Origin of the sequence: Rhodococcus sp. OAS809 (assembly GCF_040546695.1) — a bacterium.
Classification (GTDB): domain Bacteria; phylum Actinomycetota; class Actinomycetes; order Mycobacteriales; family Mycobacteriaceae; genus Rhodococcus_F; species Rhodococcus_F qingshengii.
The window spans coordinates 4,103,737-4,118,476 of sequence record NZ_JBEPOI010000002.1; the positions used below are offsets into that span (position 1 = coordinate 4,103,737).

Annotated in this window: 16 protein-coding genes; 10 read left to right on the forward strand and 6 right to left on the reverse strand. The window is 62.9% G+C overall.

What is annotated here, in order from left to right:
- The first annotated feature begins 30 nt into the window (after window positions 1-30).
- On the forward strand, window positions 31-1,089 hold the full coding sequence (locus ABIE52_RS22150; protein WP_042447536.1) for a Dyp-type peroxidase: 1,059 nt from the start codon (window positions 31-33) through the stop codon (window positions 1,087-1,089).
- Window positions 1,086-1,880 (forward strand): family 1 encapsulin nanocompartment shell protein, encoded by a 795-nt coding sequence (locus tag ABIE52_RS22155; protein WP_003942478.1) that lies wholly within the window; start codon window positions 1,086-1,088, stop codon window positions 1,878-1,880. The genes ABIE52_RS22150 and ABIE52_RS22155 overlap by 4 nt, the downstream gene beginning before the upstream one ends.
- Here ABIE52_RS22155 and ABIE52_RS22160 read toward each other — a convergent pair.
- Genes ABIE52_RS22160 through ABIE52_RS22170 form a run of 3 tightly spaced genes read right to left on the reverse strand, consistent with a single transcriptional unit; the run spans window position 1,869 to window position 3,533 of the window.
- Window positions 1,869-2,195, reverse strand: a complete 327-nt coding sequence (locus tag ABIE52_RS22160) for an SCO6045 C-terminal-like domain-containing protein (RefSeq protein ID WP_007729071.1) — start codon at window positions 2,193-2,195, stop codon at window positions 1,869-1,871. The two genes, ABIE52_RS22155 and ABIE52_RS22160, sit on opposite strands and share 12 nt — an antisense overlap.
- A complete protein-coding gene (locus ABIE52_RS22165; RefSeq protein WP_007729070.1) occupies window positions 2,192-3,016 on the reverse strand; it encodes an MbnB/TglH/ChrH family RiPP precursor modification enzyme in 825 nt (274 codons plus the stop codon). Before ABIE52_RS22165 ends, ABIE52_RS22160 begins: the two co-directional genes overlap by 4 nt.
- Before the next feature lie 46 nt (window positions 3,017-3,062).
- Window positions 3,063-3,533 carry an Lrp/AsnC family transcriptional regulator gene (locus ABIE52_RS22170; RefSeq protein ID WP_064113143.1) on the reverse strand — a complete coding sequence of 157 codons (471 nt, stop codon included), beginning with the start codon at window positions 3,531-3,533 and terminating at the stop codon, window positions 3,063-3,065.
- A gap of 154 nt (window positions 3,534-3,687) precedes the next feature.
- On the opposite strand from ABIE52_RS22170, the gene pdhA reads away from it, so the two are divergent.
- Genes pdhA through ABIE52_RS22195 form a run of 5 tightly spaced genes read left to right on the forward strand, consistent with a single transcriptional unit; the run spans window position 3,688 to window position 9,549 of the window.
- Complete coding sequence (gene pdhA, locus ABIE52_RS22175; protein ID WP_192712801.1) at window positions 3,688-4,815, forward strand: pyruvate dehydrogenase (acetyl-transferring) E1 component subunit alpha; 1,128 nt, start codon at window positions 3,688-3,690, stop codon at window positions 4,813-4,815.
- A gap of 2 nt (window positions 4,816-4,817) precedes the next feature.
- Window positions 4,818-5,822: an alpha-ketoacid dehydrogenase subunit beta gene (locus tag ABIE52_RS22180; protein WP_151098518.1), complete on the forward strand. Its 1,005-nt coding sequence runs from the start codon at window positions 4,818-4,820 to the stop codon at window positions 5,820-5,822.
- Window positions 5,819-7,042 carry a dihydrolipoamide acetyltransferase family protein gene (locus tag ABIE52_RS22185; RefSeq protein WP_151098517.1) on the forward strand — a complete coding sequence of 408 codons (1,224 nt, stop codon included), beginning with the start codon at window positions 5,819-5,821 and terminating at the stop codon, window positions 7,040-7,042. Before ABIE52_RS22180 ends, ABIE52_RS22185 begins: the two co-directional genes overlap by 4 nt.
- A complete protein-coding gene (lpdA, locus tag ABIE52_RS22190) occupies window positions 7,042-8,421 on the forward strand; it encodes a dihydrolipoyl dehydrogenase (RefSeq protein WP_192712800.1) in 1,380 nt (459 codons plus the stop codon). The genes ABIE52_RS22185 and lpdA overlap by 1 nt, the downstream gene beginning before the upstream one ends.
- A 24-nt stretch (window positions 8,422-8,445) precedes the next feature.
- On the forward strand, window positions 8,446-9,549 hold the full coding sequence (locus tag ABIE52_RS22195; protein WP_192712799.1) for a Glu/Leu/Phe/Val dehydrogenase family protein: 1,104 nt from the start codon (window positions 8,446-8,448) through the stop codon (window positions 9,547-9,549).
- Here the strand turns inward: ABIE52_RS22195 and ABIE52_RS22200 are convergent.
- The 3 genes from ABIE52_RS22200 to ABIE52_RS22210 all read right to left on the reverse strand — a co-directional run bounded on the left by ABIE52_RS22200 (window position 9,481) and on the right by ABIE52_RS22210 (window position 12,107).
- Window positions 9,481-10,386 carry a TIGR04222 domain-containing membrane protein gene (locus tag ABIE52_RS22200; protein WP_192712798.1) on the reverse strand — a complete coding sequence of 302 codons (906 nt, stop codon included), beginning with the start codon at window positions 10,384-10,386 and terminating at the stop codon, window positions 9,481-9,483. The genes ABIE52_RS22195 and ABIE52_RS22200 overlap by 69 nt on opposite strands.
- Window positions 10,383-11,291: a TIGR04222 domain-containing membrane protein gene (locus tag ABIE52_RS22205; RefSeq protein WP_064113141.1), complete on the reverse strand. Its 909-nt coding sequence runs from the start codon at window positions 11,289-11,291 to the stop codon at window positions 10,383-10,385. The genes ABIE52_RS22200 and ABIE52_RS22205 overlap by 4 nt, the downstream gene beginning before the upstream one ends.
- Before the next feature lie 138 nt (window positions 11,292-11,429).
- The gene (locus ABIE52_RS22210; protein WP_007729052.1) at window positions 11,430-12,107 is read right to left on the reverse strand and encodes an SDR family oxidoreductase; all 678 of its coding nucleotides are present in this window, start codon (window positions 12,105-12,107) and stop codon (window positions 11,430-11,432) included.
- 77 nt (window positions 12,108-12,184) lie between these two features.
- On the opposite strand from ABIE52_RS22210, the gene ABIE52_RS22215 reads away from it, so the two are divergent.
- The 3 genes from ABIE52_RS22215 to ABIE52_RS22225 are packed head-to-tail and all read left to right on the forward strand — an operon-like array spanning window position 12,185 to window position 14,733.
- Entirely contained in the window at window positions 12,185-13,111 is a 927-nt protein-coding gene (locus tag ABIE52_RS22215; protein WP_030537457.1) for a metal ABC transporter substrate-binding protein, read from the forward strand.
- Entirely contained in the window at window positions 13,108-13,839 is a 732-nt protein-coding gene (locus ABIE52_RS22220; protein ID WP_003942501.1) for a metal ABC transporter ATP-binding protein, read from the forward strand. Before ABIE52_RS22215 ends, ABIE52_RS22220 begins: the two co-directional genes overlap by 4 nt.
- Before the next feature lie 3 nt (window positions 13,840-13,842).
- Window positions 13,843-14,733, forward strand: coding sequence for a metal ABC transporter permease (locus ABIE52_RS22225; protein ID WP_030537455.1), 891 nt, complete (start codon window positions 13,843-13,845; stop codon window positions 14,731-14,733).
- Window positions 14,734-14,740: the final 7 nt, after the last annotated feature.

A 14,740-nucleotide genomic window follows, 5' to 3' on the forward strand; every position in this document is an offset into this window, starting at 1 on the left:
GGACTGCCGGAATCGTCCATACTGGTCTGCATGGCGGAAACGAGTGAGATCGACGAGGCCGAAGTGGCCCTTCCCGCGATACCGCAGCCGTTGCTGACCCCGCTCACGGAAGCTGCGATCTTCCTGGTTTTCACCATCGACGAGGGTGGTGAGCAGGCAGTTCACGACGTTCTGGCGGATATTTCCGGGCTGCAGCGCTCGATCGGATTCCGGGTTCCCGCCGGTGGCTTGGCTGCCGTCGTCGGCATCGGTTCGGATGCGTGGGATCGACTTTTCGACGGTCCACGGCCGGCGGAATTGCATCCGTTCGTCGAGTTGACCGGTGACAAACACCACGCCCCGCGCACGCCGGGCGATCTGTTGTTTCACATCCGTGCCCGTCAGATGGACCTGTGCTTCGAGTTCGCCACGGTCGTGACCAACAGGTTGGCCGGGGCCGCGTCGGTGATCGACGAGGTCCACGGGTTCAAGTATTTCGAGCAACGCGACCTCATGGGTTTTGTCGACGGTACCGAGAACCCGTCCGGGCAGGCCGCTTACGTCGCGGTCACCGTCGGTGACGAGGATCCGGATTTCGCAGGCAGCAGTTACGTCATCGTCCAGAAGTACCTCCACGACATGTCGGAGTGGAACTCCCTGCCCGTCGAGGAGCAGGAGAACGTCATCGGACGCTCCAAGCTCGAAGATCTCGAGATGGACGACGACACCAAGCCGGCCAACTCCCACACCGCACTCACCGTCATCGAGGACGAATCCGGTGAGCAGATCCAGATTCTGCGCGACAACATGCCGTTCGGCCACGTCGGCTCCGCTGAGATGGGTACCTATTTCATCGGTTACTCGGCGTCGCCGACGGTCACCGAGCAGATGCTCACCAACATGTTCATCGGGAATCCCGTCGGCAATTACGATCGCATTCTCGATTTCTCCACCGCCGTCACCGGAATCAATTTCTTCGTTCCGACGGCGGACTTTCTCGACGATCCCCCGGACTTGCCGACCAGGCTCGTTCCCGAAGCGACGTTCACAGCGCCCATCTCTGACGGTTCTCTCGGAATCGGCAGCCTCAAAAGGAGTGCCCAGCAATGACAAACCTGCACCGCGACCTAGCACCCATTTCGGCAGCAGCCTGGGCCGAGATCGAAGAAGAGGCGAGCCGTACCTTCAAGCGTCACGTCGCCGGTCGTCGTGTCGTGGATGTGGAGGGACCGTCGGGTGACGATCTCGCGGCCATCCCACTCGGGCATCAGGTGCCGATCAATCCCTTGGCCGACGGCGTCATCGCACATGCTCGTCAGTCCCAGCCGATCATCGAACTGCGGGTCCCTTTCACCGTCAGCCGTCAGGCCATCGACGACGTCGAACGCGGCGCCAAGGACTCCGACTGGCAGCCCGTCAAGGACGCGGCCAAGCAGATCGCGTTCGCCGAGGACCGCGCCATCTTCGAGGGATACCCCGCAGCCAGCATCACCGGCGTGCGGGCCAGCGGTTCCAACCCGGAACTGAAGCTACCCATCGACGCCAAGGACTACCCGGAAGCCATCAGCCAGGCGATCACGTCGCTGCGCTTGGCCGGTGTCAACGGACCGTACTCACTGCTCTTGAATGCAGATGCGTTCACCGCGATCAACGAGACCTCCGATCACGGCTACCCCATCCGCGAGCACCTGCGACGCGTCCTCGACGGCGAGATCATCTGGGCCCCGGCCATCGACGGCGCTTTCCTGCTGTCGACGCGTGGCGGTGACTACGAATTGCACCTCGGCCAGGACCTGTCCATCGGCTATCTCTCGCACGATGCGAACTCCGTCGAGCTGTACTTCCAGGAATCGATGACGTTCCTCATGTACACCAGCGAAGCTGTTGTCTCACTTGCGTGAGACCTTTCGAAACCTCTGATACCAGGGTGGGCGAGGCAGTTCGCCGATGTCCTGGAGATGGGCGACAAAGGCCTGGGCATCCGCATGCGAAGACGACTTCGGCCGTCCGTCCGCCCACGCTGTGAACAACTGAAGATAACGATCGCCGAGAGTGTGGCGCACGACCGGAAGGTGGTGCGCCACTTCTCCTGCGCGCTTTCGGAGCAGCGCCGCCGAGACAACGGCGGCTTCGTCTTTGTCGAAGCCTTCGGGCAGTTCGCCACCCGCCACCAGTGCGCGAATCAGCGCCTCTTGACGCTCACCGAGCGTGCTCATGTGCGTGACCAATCGGTGCCCGCGGTGATGCGATCCAGACCAGCTGCGTCGGCGATGGCATCGAGCTCGTCGAGCAATTCCAGTGCCGGCGGATAGTTTCCGTCGCGCTCGAGCATGATGGCGGGATGGTGACCGGCGGCGGTGAACTGCGCAAGGAGTTCCAGCACGGCTTCGGGTACCGGATCGGTGTGCGTGTCGTGGTATTTGCCGTCGCTGATGCTGCCACCGGCGATGTGGCAGTAGGCGATTCGTTCGAGTGGTAGCCGGCTCAGCTCGGCCCAGGGATCACGCCCTCGGTTGAGGGCATTGGCATAGACGTTGGCGATGTCGAGAACCAGCAGGGCTCCGGTGCGCTCGACGATTTCCGCGAGAAACTCCCCTTCGGTCAACTCGTCGTCCGGCCAGTCGAACAGGGCGGCAACGTTTTCGACGGCGAACGGCACCGGTAGACCGTCCTGAGTCCGGGTGATGTTGCGTACCAGGGCGTCGACGGCTTCGTAGGTGCGCGGAAGTGGGAGCAGGTGGCCGGCCTCGATGCCGCCTGCACGCACGAATGCGATGTGCTCGCTCGCCAAGGGAGCGCCCAGTAGCTGGGATGCACGCGCAAGGTGATCGATCCGTGCCTGATCTACCGCCTCGGCCCCGCCAAGTGAGAGCGAGATTCCGTGCGGGATCACCGGAACTCCGAGCGAGCCGAGGTGCGGCGGTATCTCGTTTCCGACGGATTCGGCAATGACTTCGCAGAATGCCAGGCCGTCGAGTTGCGCGATGATTCCGGAGACCTCGGGGCGCCAACCGATTCCCAGGCCGTGCAGGGTCATTCGAGTCACCTCCCGTGTGCAACTGCTAACGGCGACTATAGACGGATCAGCCGGGCAACCAGTTGGGTCCCGGACCGTTGCCTTCTTCGAAGATCAGCCACGTTTTGGTCGAGAGAACCCCGTCGAGTCCCTGGAGTTCTTCGAGAACGGTGTGGCGTAGTTCCTGGTTGTCCGGGGCTCGAACCAGCACCAGAACGTCGAAGTCGCCGCCGAGGAGGGAGAAGTGCTCGACAAACGGCAGGGCCTTCAAGGACGCCGCCAGACCTCGCCACGAGTGCTGCCGGATCGAGAGTGCCACGTACGCCGAGGAGCCGAGTCCGGCCTTCTCATGGGCGATCCGCGTCGTGAATCCGGTGATGATTCCGGCGTCCTCGAGCCTTTCGATGCGGACGTAGGCGTGAGCGCGGGATATGTGCGCCTTTTCAGCCAGTGCACGCATGGAGATGCGACTGTCTGCGGTCAGTTCGGCGATGATGCGGCGGTCGATCGCATCGAGAGCGTGCGGTTCGGTGGCCATCTGTCCATTCCTGGTTCGGTAGTCGAGTCGGTTGATGGACATATTGCTGCCCGAATCCTCATGATAGGCCGTTTGTCTTGAATACTCGACGCTTGCTGCCATTACGTCGCCGAAGTGCGAATACTGATGGACACAACGTCTTCTGGAGGTAGAAGTGACACTTGTCGAGCCCTTGGGGGAACTGCGGTATCAGAAGTTCCTGCCGGCCGATTCTGCGGTGCAGTACCTCGACCCTGCCGGAGAACTGACGCGCAGCGAGGCCCGCTACGCAAAACCGAGCGACGATCGCCTGATCGCGATGTATCGAAAGATGTTCCTGGGCAGGCGTTTCGACCAGCAGGCTACGGCACTGACCAAACAGGGGCGCCTGGCCGTGTATCCGTCCTCGCGAGGGCAGGAGGCATGTCAGATCGCGGCAGCGATGAGTCTGGAGCCGAGTGACTGGCTCTTCCCCACCTACCGGGATTCGATGGCGTTGGCCGCCAGGGGTGTCGATCCGGTGCAGATTCTGAGCATGCTCGCCGGCGACTGGCACTGCGGATACGACCCGGTCGCACTGCGCAGTGCGCCGCAGTGCACCCCGCTGGCAACGCAATTGCTGCATGCAGCGGGGGTGGCCTACGGGGAGTCTCGACGGGGCTTGAACACCGTCGCCTTGGCGCTCTGTGGTGACGGGGCCACCAGTGAGGGTGATTTCCACGAAGCGCTGAACTTCGCCGCCGTCTTCAAAGCGCCGGTGATCTTTCTGGTGCAGAACAACGGATTTGCGATCAGCGTGCCGTTGTCACGTCAAAGTGCAGCACCGACGTTGGCGCATAAGGGCGTCGGCTACGGGATCGGCAGCGAGCAGGTCGACGGCAACGATCCCGTTGCGATGCTGGCCGTCATGGACGAGGCGGCACGCTTCGTCCGCAGCGGAAACGGACCGGTGATCGTCGAGGCACACACTTATCGCATCGACGCACATACCAATGCCGACGACGCCACCCGCTACCGCGACAGCGCCGAGGTGGAAGCCTGGCTCGGGCGAGATCCGTTGCCGCGTCTCGAAAAGTATCTGCGCGCAAACGATCTGATCGACGACGTGTTCGTGGAATCACTGACCGCAGAGGCAGAAGCAGAGGCCGCCACACTACGCGCCGGCATGAACGTCGACCGCCCGCACGATCCGCTCGATCTGTTCCGGTACGTCTTCGCCGAGCAGACACCGCAATTGCGTGAGCAACAAGCCCAACTCGAAACCGAACTTGCCGCCGAAGCCGCTGACACAGGGGGACACTGACCATGCCCATGCTCACGATGGCTCAGGCCCTCAACACCGCGCTACGCGACTCTCTGGCTGCGGACGACAACGTTGTCGTCTTCGGTGAGGACGTCGGCACCCTGGGCGGCGTTTTCCGCGTCACCGACGGCCTCACCCGCGACTTCGGCGACGACCGATGCTTCGACACTCCCCTCGCCGAGTCCGGCATCATCGGATTCGCAATCGGCATGGCCATGGCCGGTTTTCGTCCGGTCGTGGAAATGCAGTTCGACGCGTTTGCCTATCCGGCGTTCGAGCAGATCGCCTCCCATGTGGCGAAGATCCGCAACCGCACCAAGGGTGCGCTGTCGATTCCGATAGTCATTCGTGTTCCTTTTGCCGGCGGTATCGGCGGGGTGGAGCATCATTGTGATTCCAGTGAGGGCTACTACGCGCACACACCCGGACTGAAGGTTGTGGCGCCGTCCACGGTGGAAGATGCGTACTCGCTGCTACGTTCGGCAATCGAGGACCCCGACCCCGTGATCTTCCTCGAGCCCAAGAAGCTGTACTTCGCGCGAGCAGATGTCGAACTGACCGCACGTGAGCCGATCGGTCGCGCCGTCGTCCGTCGCCCCGGTCGTGACGCGACGCTCATCGCCTACGGTCCGTCCGTGGATGTTGCACTGAGGTCCGCCGAGGCCGCTGCAGCCGAGGGCCGGGACATCGAGGTGATCGACATCCGCTCGATAGTGCCGTTCGACGACGAGACGGTCACCGCATCGGTGCGAAAGACCGGACGCTGCATCGTTATCCAGGAAGCGCAGGGTTTTGCCGGTGTGGGTGCAGAAATTGCTGCCCGCGTGCAGGAACGGTGTTTCCACCATCTCCATGCCCCGGTGCTCCGGGTCAACGGCTTCGACATCCCCTACCCCGCTCCCAAGCTCGAGCGTCACCACCTGCCCAGCATCGACCGGGTCCTGGACGCCGTCGACCGTCTGCAGTGGAACGACGCCCCGGACACCCGTTGGGCGGTGACGGCATGAGCAATCAGGTTTTCATGCTCCCCGACCTCGGCGAAGGACTGGCGGAGGCCGACATCGCGGAGTGGCACGTCAAGGTAGGCGACGTGGTCACCATCGATCAGATCGTCGTCGAGGTGGAAACTGCGAAAGCTGCTGTGGATGTGCCCATCCCGTTCGCCGGGACCGTGATCGAACTACACGGCAAAGACGGAGACACCCTGAAGGTGGGCACACCGCTGATCACTGTGAGTGGTGGCGAGAGTGTCGACGCGGTCGTTTCGGCCAACCACGAGCGCTACCGCGAAGAGGAACGCGCCGGTTCGGGCAACGTCCTGATCGGCTACGGCACCAGCGAGGATGCACCGAGACGCCGTCGCAGAGCGGCTCCGTCGGTACGCGTGATCTCACCAATCGTTCGTAAACTGGCCTTTGACAACGATATCGACCTGTCCTTGCTCTCCGGGTCGGGTGCCGGCGGGGTGATAACGCGTGCTGACGTCGAGGCCGGGTCGAACACCGGCCCGGAGACGGAAACGTCGCACGTGAGCGACCAACGCATCCCGATCAAGGGACTACGCAAGGTGGTGGCCGACAAGCTGTCCACCAGCCGCCGTGAGATCCCGGACGCAACAACCTGGGTTGACGTCGACGCCACGGAACTGTTGGCGGCGCGAGCCGAGATCAACAAGTCACTGCCCGATTCCGACAAGATCAGCCTGATGGCGCTCCTGGCTCGGCTGACCATCGCGGCGTTGGCGCAGTACCCCGAACTGAACTCGTCGGTCGATACTGCTCGAGGCGAGATCGTCCGACACGCCCGCACCCACCTGGGCATCGCCGCGCAGACACCGAAAGGTTTGATGGTACCGGTCATTCGTAATGCCGATTCGCTGAGCACTGCCGAACTCGCACAGGCACTTCGGGTGACCACCGACCTTGCGCGCGACGGCAAACTCGAACCCGCCCGCCTGACCGGCGGCACGTTCACGCTCAACAACTACGGGGTATTCGGGGTCGACGGATCGACTCCGATCATCAATCACCCCGAGGCGGCAATTCTGGGGATCGGACGCATCATCGACAAGCCGTGGGTCGTGAACGGCGAGTTGACCGTTCGTAAGGTCACTCAGATCTCGTTGAGCTTCGACCACCGCGTCTGTGACGGAGGCGAAGCCGGCGGATTCCTCAGGCTGTTCGGTGACTACATCGAGAACCCGATCCGCGTCCTGGGAAGGCTCTGATGACAACTGCAGAACCCCACAGCGACGTCGTGATCCTCGGTGGAGGATCGGGCGGCTATGCCTGCGCCATCCGCGCCGCTCAACTCGGATTGTCGGTCACGCTGATCGAAGCGGACAAGGTCGGCGGAACGTGCCTGCACCGCGGATGCATCCCGACCAAGGCACTGCTGCATTCCGCCGAGGTGGCCGACTCGGCACGCACCAGTGAGCAATTCGGAGTCCGGGCATCTTTTGACGGCATCGACATCGCGCAGGTGCACGACTACAAGAACGGGACAGTCGAGCGGCTGTACAGCGGTCTGCAAGGTTTGTTGGCGCAACACAAGATCACTATCGTCAACGGATACGGAACGTACGTCGGTGGGCGAAGCATCGACGTCGACGGAACCCGCTACACCGGAACATCACTCGTTCTGGCCACCGGCTCGTATCCGCGGGAACTCCCCGGCATCGAACTCGGCCGACGGATCGTCACCAGCGACCAGGCACTCGAACTCGACCGGGTGCCCACCAGCGCAACGGTACTCGGTGGCGGTGTCATCGGCGTCGAGTTCGCAAGCCTCTGGCGCTCGTTCGGCGCCCAAGTAACGATCGTCGAGGCACTCCCCCGACTGATCGCCGCCGAGGATCCGTGGTCGTCGAAGCAGCTGGAGCGGGCATACCGGAAACGTGGAATCGTCTGTAAGACAGACACAAAGGTCGATTCCGCGAAAGAAGCAGCCGATTCCGTCCGCATCGAACTTAGCGACGGAACGAAACTCGACACCGACCTACTGTTGGTCGCCGTCGGCCGCGGACCTCGCACGGACGGTAACGGTTTCGAAGAAAACGGAATCAGCCTCGACAAGGGATTTGTCGTCACCGACGAACGCCTCCGTACGTCCGTGGACGGTGTGTACGCGGTCGGCGACATCGTGCCCGGTCTTGCGTTGGCGCACCGAGGTTTCCAACAAGGAATCTTTGTGGCCGAACAGATTGCCGGCAAGGATCCGATACCGGTCGCCGAACACCTGATTCCTCGCGTGACGTACTCACATCCCGAAGTTGCATCGGTCGGGCTCGGCGAAGAGGTGGCGCGCACGCAGTACGCCGACGTCTCCACCGTCATCTACGACCTGGCAGGTAACGGCAAGAGTCAGATCCTGCGAACTACCGGCGGAATCAAAGTGATTCGAAGCGGAACGAAAGGCCCTGTTGTCGGAGTTCACCTGGTGGGAGACCGCGTCGGCGAACTGATCGGTGAGGCGCAGTTGGCCGTTGCCTGGGAAGCACTTCCCGATGAAGTGGGGCGTTTCATCCACGCGCACCCCAGTCAGAACGAAGCGTTGGGCGAGGCCATGCTCGCACTCGCGGGAACACCACTGCACGCCCACAACTGACCCGGAGACAGAAAAGGAGATTCAATGAGTATCGACGACGAACTGCGCTGGGACGGTGAACTGACCGTCACTCGCCATGATCGGGAGACCGGCACGACTTTCGTGATTCGAATCGACTCCACCCGTCTGGGACCGGCGTCGGGTGGCACGCGGGCCGCTCACTATCCCTCCATCGGTCACGCATTGGCGGACGCCGGGAAGCTGGCCGGCGCAATGACTTTGAAGATGGCGGTCTCCGATCTGCCGATGGGTGGCGGGAAGTCGGTAATAGCGCTACCTGCACCGCGCAATCAGATCGACGCCGCAACCTGGACCCGTATCCTCGACATCCACGCCGAGAACATCGACAAGCTCGAAGGAAACTACTGGACCGGTCCCGACGTCAACACCAACTCTTCCGACATGGATCAGCTCAGCCGCACCACCAAATACGTCTTCGGGCGTTCGGTCGGCAACGGTGGCGCCGGTTCCAGCGCGCACGCCACCGCTCTGGGTGTGTTCGAAGCGATGAAGGCCACGGCGCGTCGCCGAGGACTCGGAACACTCGACGGCCGAACGGTACTGGTACAGGGGCTCGGCGCCGTCGGCGGCGACGTCGTCCGTCTCGCAGCGCAGGCTGGCGCACGTCTGCTGGTTGCCGATACGGACCCGCAGCGCCTCGAGGCGGCTTCTCTCGCGGGGCACACGGTCGTTCCTGCCGGCGAGGTCCTCCGAACACCGTGTGACCTCTTTGCCCCCTGCGCGATGGGAGGCATCATCGATTTCGCTGCGGCTGCGTCGATTCCGACTCTGGCCGTGGCGGGCGCAGCAAACAACATCTTGACCGATGCCGCTGCCGGTGAGGTTCTGCGAGACCGCGGGGTTCTCTGTGCCCCTGATTTCGTCGCGAACGCAGGCGGAGCCTTTCACCTCGTGGGGCGAGAAGTCCTGGGGTGGAACGAAGACGACGTCGTCGAACGAACCCGCGGGATCGGTCGAACCTTGGACGAGGTGTACTCGTTGAGCGAGGAACGTGGCATCACTACCGAGGCCGCAGCGCTTATGCTCGCCCGGGCGCGGCTATCCCCCGCATCCGCCGCCGCCGCCACATCCGCCGCCCCCGCTGCAGCTGCTGCCTCCCCCGCCTGAACCGCCACCGTCCGAACCCCCGCTACTTCCGCTGCCGTCGGCACCGATTCCGGCGGCGGAGGCCAAGGCGGGATTGATCATCAGCATCGCCGAACCGGCGAAGAGAGCAGCGGACATTCCGGCCAAACGCGGTCCGTAGGCGGAGAAGGCAGGCTTGTTGCGCGGGGACAGGTAGGCGTGTGCCGTGGTCAGTTCCGAACGTGCCGCCTTGCCAGAGGTGGTTCGATCGAAGTTGAGCCCGAGCAGCGGGATGCTGAACCCGGTGACGAGTACGGCGAGAATCAGAAACTCGACGGGCTTGTCGTTGTGCAGTCCGAAAGCAATGCGGACGATACCCACGGCCACCAGGATCTTCAGCGGAACTGTGGAGAGAAAGATTGAACGCCTGGTGCTGTCGGAGGTCAGGTATCCCCGGTCCGCCAAAGAGTTTCGTAGGCGAGCTGTTTCCACCGTCATACGCTCGGCGAGTTGGCGCCGACGATGGGGTAGAGCCTGCTGGGCCAGGCGCTGGTACACGGTGAGGGTGAACCAGTCCAGGGTCTCGTCGCCAGGGCCCAACGGGCGCAGGACAGCGCCGTCGGTGGTGATCAGGTCAGCGCTACGCAGGATTGCCAATGATGCTGCGATGGCGCGTGACTCGCCGGTGAGCATTCCGACTTCCGGAGGCGTCAGTTGCTCGGCGGAATACCCGTGCTCGGTTGAGTACCCGTGCCGGCGTGCCCGGATCATCAGACGCCACCCCAGAGTGAGAACCATGAGCGTGGCCGAAACGGCTATGTAGCCGTAGAGGAAATCCTCGCTGGGGATCCCCCAGGTGTCGGCTGCATGCGTGCTCATCCCCCACACCCCCCGCCGCCGCAACTGCTCCCACTGCCGCCACCGCCGTCCGAGCCGGATGATCCGGATGAGGAGCCACAACTGTAGTAGCTCGAACTTCCGCCACCCGGGCTGTACGCGGCGCCCGCAGCTACCGCTCCCGCCAGCGCCGGATCGATCAGAACCAGAGCGCCCGCACCGAAGAGCGCCGCCGACAGCCCGGCGAGCGAGGGACCGTAGCTCGTGTACGCGGGCCGCAGTTTCGGTGAGAGGTACGAGTTTTCGTGCTTGAGGCGTCGAAGCTCGCTGTCTCCCAAAGCTGTCCGACGACGCTTGATGCGAAGAAGTGGAATCATCAGAGCGAGAACGATGATGGTGAGGAGAAGGAACCCGACCGGCTTACCGCCGGCGATTCCGGCGACGAGACGGACTACGCCGAGAGCAATGACCGCCACGATCGGAACGGTCCGAAGGGCAGCGGTCAGACCGTCCTGCTGGCGTTGCAAATATCCCTCGTCGATCAACGTCGTACGTAGTTGTGCGAGTGCGACGTTCAGCCGTCCCATCAGACGCACCTGCCGCAGCGGGACCTTTCCGTTGCCGAGCCGCTTGTGCACCGTACGGGTGAACCAGTCGAGACGATTCTTGTCCTCCGCAGTGAGTGCCAGCTTGGTCTTGCCTTCGGTGCTGATCAGCTCGGCGCTGCGCAGAATAGCCATCGACGCCAGCACCGCTTGGTAGTCACTGGTCAAGGCACCGATCTCGGGAGGAGTGAGCGGCCGACGGACAGCGTCGACGACCACCGGTGACCGGCGCGCAGTCATTCGGCTGTACAGCGAGAGTCCGATCGCGACGGCAGCCGCCACCAGGTACCACTGAAGGAAAGTCTGGCTGGGGATCCCCCATGTATCCGTATGATCATGCATCGCACACCACCTCTCGATGAACTCCTGAGACAAGTCCAGTCTCTTTGTCCGACAACTGATGTCAGTATCGGGCCAGTGCCCGGAAAAGCGATATCCGGATGGCCATCGTCACCATTCCGTTACCGCCGAACTGGGGATTTACCGGCCGGTAGGTCGAAGCACGATCTCCGTGGGGTGTGCGTCGGACGGTGTTTCGACGGCAGTGAGTACGGCACGCGCCACAGTGGAGGCTTTCAGGAAGCGCTCAGGGTCGTACTCGTCGCCCTCACCCGCGACGATGTCGCGCTGCATGTCGGTGTCGATCCGTCCGGGGTGAATGGAGGTGACCCGAAGTGCCGGCTCTTCCAGGCGCAACGCATCTCCGAAAGCGCGCAGGGCGAACTTGCTGGCCGCATACGAGCCCCAACCGGCGTTGGCGCGCAGTCCGGCACCCGAATTGATCAGCACGACGTGACCTCCAGCCGCACGAAGCGCGGGCAGGAGAACCCGCGTGAGTTCGGCGACGGCGATGACGTTTGCCTCTAGGGTGCGTCGCCACTGATCGACCGAGGATTCCTCGATGGTTCCGATGTCGGCCACGCCGGCGTTGTGTACCAGCACGTCGAGCGTCGTGATGGACGAGGCGGCGGCGGCGACGGCGTCGTAGTCCGTGAGGTCGAGGGGTAGGGGCGTCGATCCGGGCAGTTCGGCGCAGATCGGCTCGAGGGCCTGCGCGGATCGTGCACCGAGCAGCAGGTCGTGTGTCGGCGCCAGTTCGCGTGCGATGGCAGCTCCGAGGCCGCGACTGGAACCGGTGATCAAGGCAGTAGGACGCATGGCCCGAGCCTATCGAGTGAGGATTGTTCGGCGAGACGAACTTGTGTATTTGTTTACCCACATATTAGAGTTCGACCATGACGACACGCGACGCGAAGAACTTCCGCCGCCTGGGAATTGCCGCCCTCGCCGCCCTGCTTCTGTCCAGCTGTTCTGCGGTGAGTTCTGGCTCCGACGACGACCGCCCGGTGGTGCTCACCACGTTCACCGTGCTGTCGGACATCGCCCAGAACGTTGCCGGCGATCATCTTCGCGTCGAGTCGATCACCAAGGCGGGGGCCGAAATTCACGGCTACGAGCCGACGCCCGGAGACATTCGGCGGGCGAGCGAAGCCGATCTGATCCTCGACAACGGCATGAACCTCGAGGCGTGGTTCGCGAAATTCGTCAACGGACTGGACGTGCCACACGTCGTGGTCAGCGACGGCGTCGAAGGCATTCCGATCGCCGGCGACGCGTATGCGGGCAAGCCCAATCCGCATGCATGGATGTCTCCGTTGAATACGCAGATCTACGTCGACAACATGGTGACTGCTTTCAGCGACCTCGACCCGGACAACGCCTCGGCATTTGCGGAGAACGGCGCGAAGTACAAGACGGAACTGCAAGCAGTGCAGGACGGCCTGGTCAGTGGCCTGGCGGCATTGCCCGCAGGTCAGCGCGCACTTGTCAGTTGCGAGGGTGCGTTCTCCTATCTGGCCAGGGACGCGGGACTCAGCGAGGCGTACATCTGGCCGGTCAATGCCGAGCAGCAGGCGACGCCGCAGCAGATTATCGCCGCGATCGACTTCGTCCGAGCCAATTCCGTTCCCGCCGTCTTCTGCGAGTCGACGGTCTCGGATGCCCCCATGCAGCAGGTTGTCGGGGCGACCGGCGCGAAGTTCGGCGGAACGCTGTACGTCGATTCGCTGTCCGAAGCCGACGGTCCCGTGCCCACCTATCTGGACATGATTCGCCACGACACCGACGTCATCCTCGGCGGTCTGACCGGCGGTAAATCATGAACGAAGCCATTCGCGTCGAAAACGTCAGCGTTCACTACGGCGAGGTCCACGCACTGGACCACGTCGATCTGACGTTGAACTCGGGTAGCGTCTGCGGACTGATCGGCATGAACGGTTCAGGAAAGTCGACTCTGTTCAAAGTGATCATGGGGATGATCAAGCCGGACAACGGTTCTGTCAGAATCGCCGGTCTCGACGCAGCCACTGCGCGCAAGAGCGGCCGCGTCGGATACGTGCCGCAGAGTGAAGACGTCGACTGGACCTTCCCGATCAGCGTCCGTGACGTCGTGATGATGGGCAGGTACGGTCACCTCGGATTCTTGCGACGTCCGCGGCGTGCAGATCGCGAGGCGGTGGCAGAGGCCCTCGAGCGGGTGGAACTCACCGAATTTGCGGATCGTCAGATCGGTCAGCTCTCGGGTGGTCAGAAGAAGCGCGCGTTCGTCGCACGCGGCATCGCGCAGGACGCGTCGATACTGTTGCTGGACGAGCCGTTTGCGGGCGTCGACAAGCGTTCCGAGGCAACGATTTCTACGCTGCTACGAGAGTTGGCTTCCGACGGCCGGTCGATCTTGGTCTCGACCCACGATCTCCACGCTGTGCCGAAACTCTGCGACGAGGCGGTACTGCTCATGCGCAAGGTCCTGGTGCATTCCGACCCGGACACCGTGCTGCAACCGGAAAACCTCGCCCTGGCTTTCGGTCTCGACGTGATGGACAGGACCTGATCGATGAACCTCGTAGAACTGCTACTTGATCCTCTCCAGTACGGATTCATGGTGCGAGCGTTGGCCGTTGCGGTTGTGGCAGCGGTTGTCTGCGCGGTGCTCAGTTGTTGGTTGGTGCTCATCGGGTGGTCGTTGATGGGCGACGCCGTCTCGCACGCCGTGCTGCCGGGTGTTGTCCTCGCTTACGTCGTCGGCGCACCATTTGCCATCGGGGCCTTGATCTTCGGGTTGATCGCCGTAGCGCTGATCGGACTGATCCGTAACACCAGTCGCGTCAAGGAAGACGCCGCGATCGGTATCGTCTTCACGACTCTCTTTGCGTTCGGTTTGGTTCTCATCTCGGTGACCCCCAGCCAGACCGATCTCAACCACATCATTTTCGGCAACCTGCTGGGGGTGAGCTCGTCCGATCTTCTGCAGGTCGCGATACTCGGCGCGTTGGCGTTGAGCATTCTGTTGATCAAGCGTCGTGATCTGACGTTGTTCGCCTTCGACCCGATCCATGCGAACGCGATAGGTCTTTCGCCCAAGCGCCTGGGTGCGCTGCTACTCGGCGTCCTCGCACTCACGTCCGTTGTGGCGTTGCAAGCCGTCGGCGTCGTGCTGGTGGTGGCGATGCTGATCATCCCCGGCGCGACGGCCTACCTCCTCACCGACAAGTTTTCGCGGATGCTGGTGATAGCTCCCGTCGTTTCCGCAGTCTGCGCGATTACCGGTATCTACGTCAGCTACTACCTCGACACGGCTTCCGGTGGCATGGTCGTCATGACGCAGGGCATCGTGTTCGCTCTGGTGTACCTGTTCAGCCCCTCGCAAGGGGTGATCGCGAAATGGACTTCGCAGCAGCGTAGGACCCGAGCGGAATACAGCGCCGCGGCGTACGAGCCTTCCTGATCGTTCG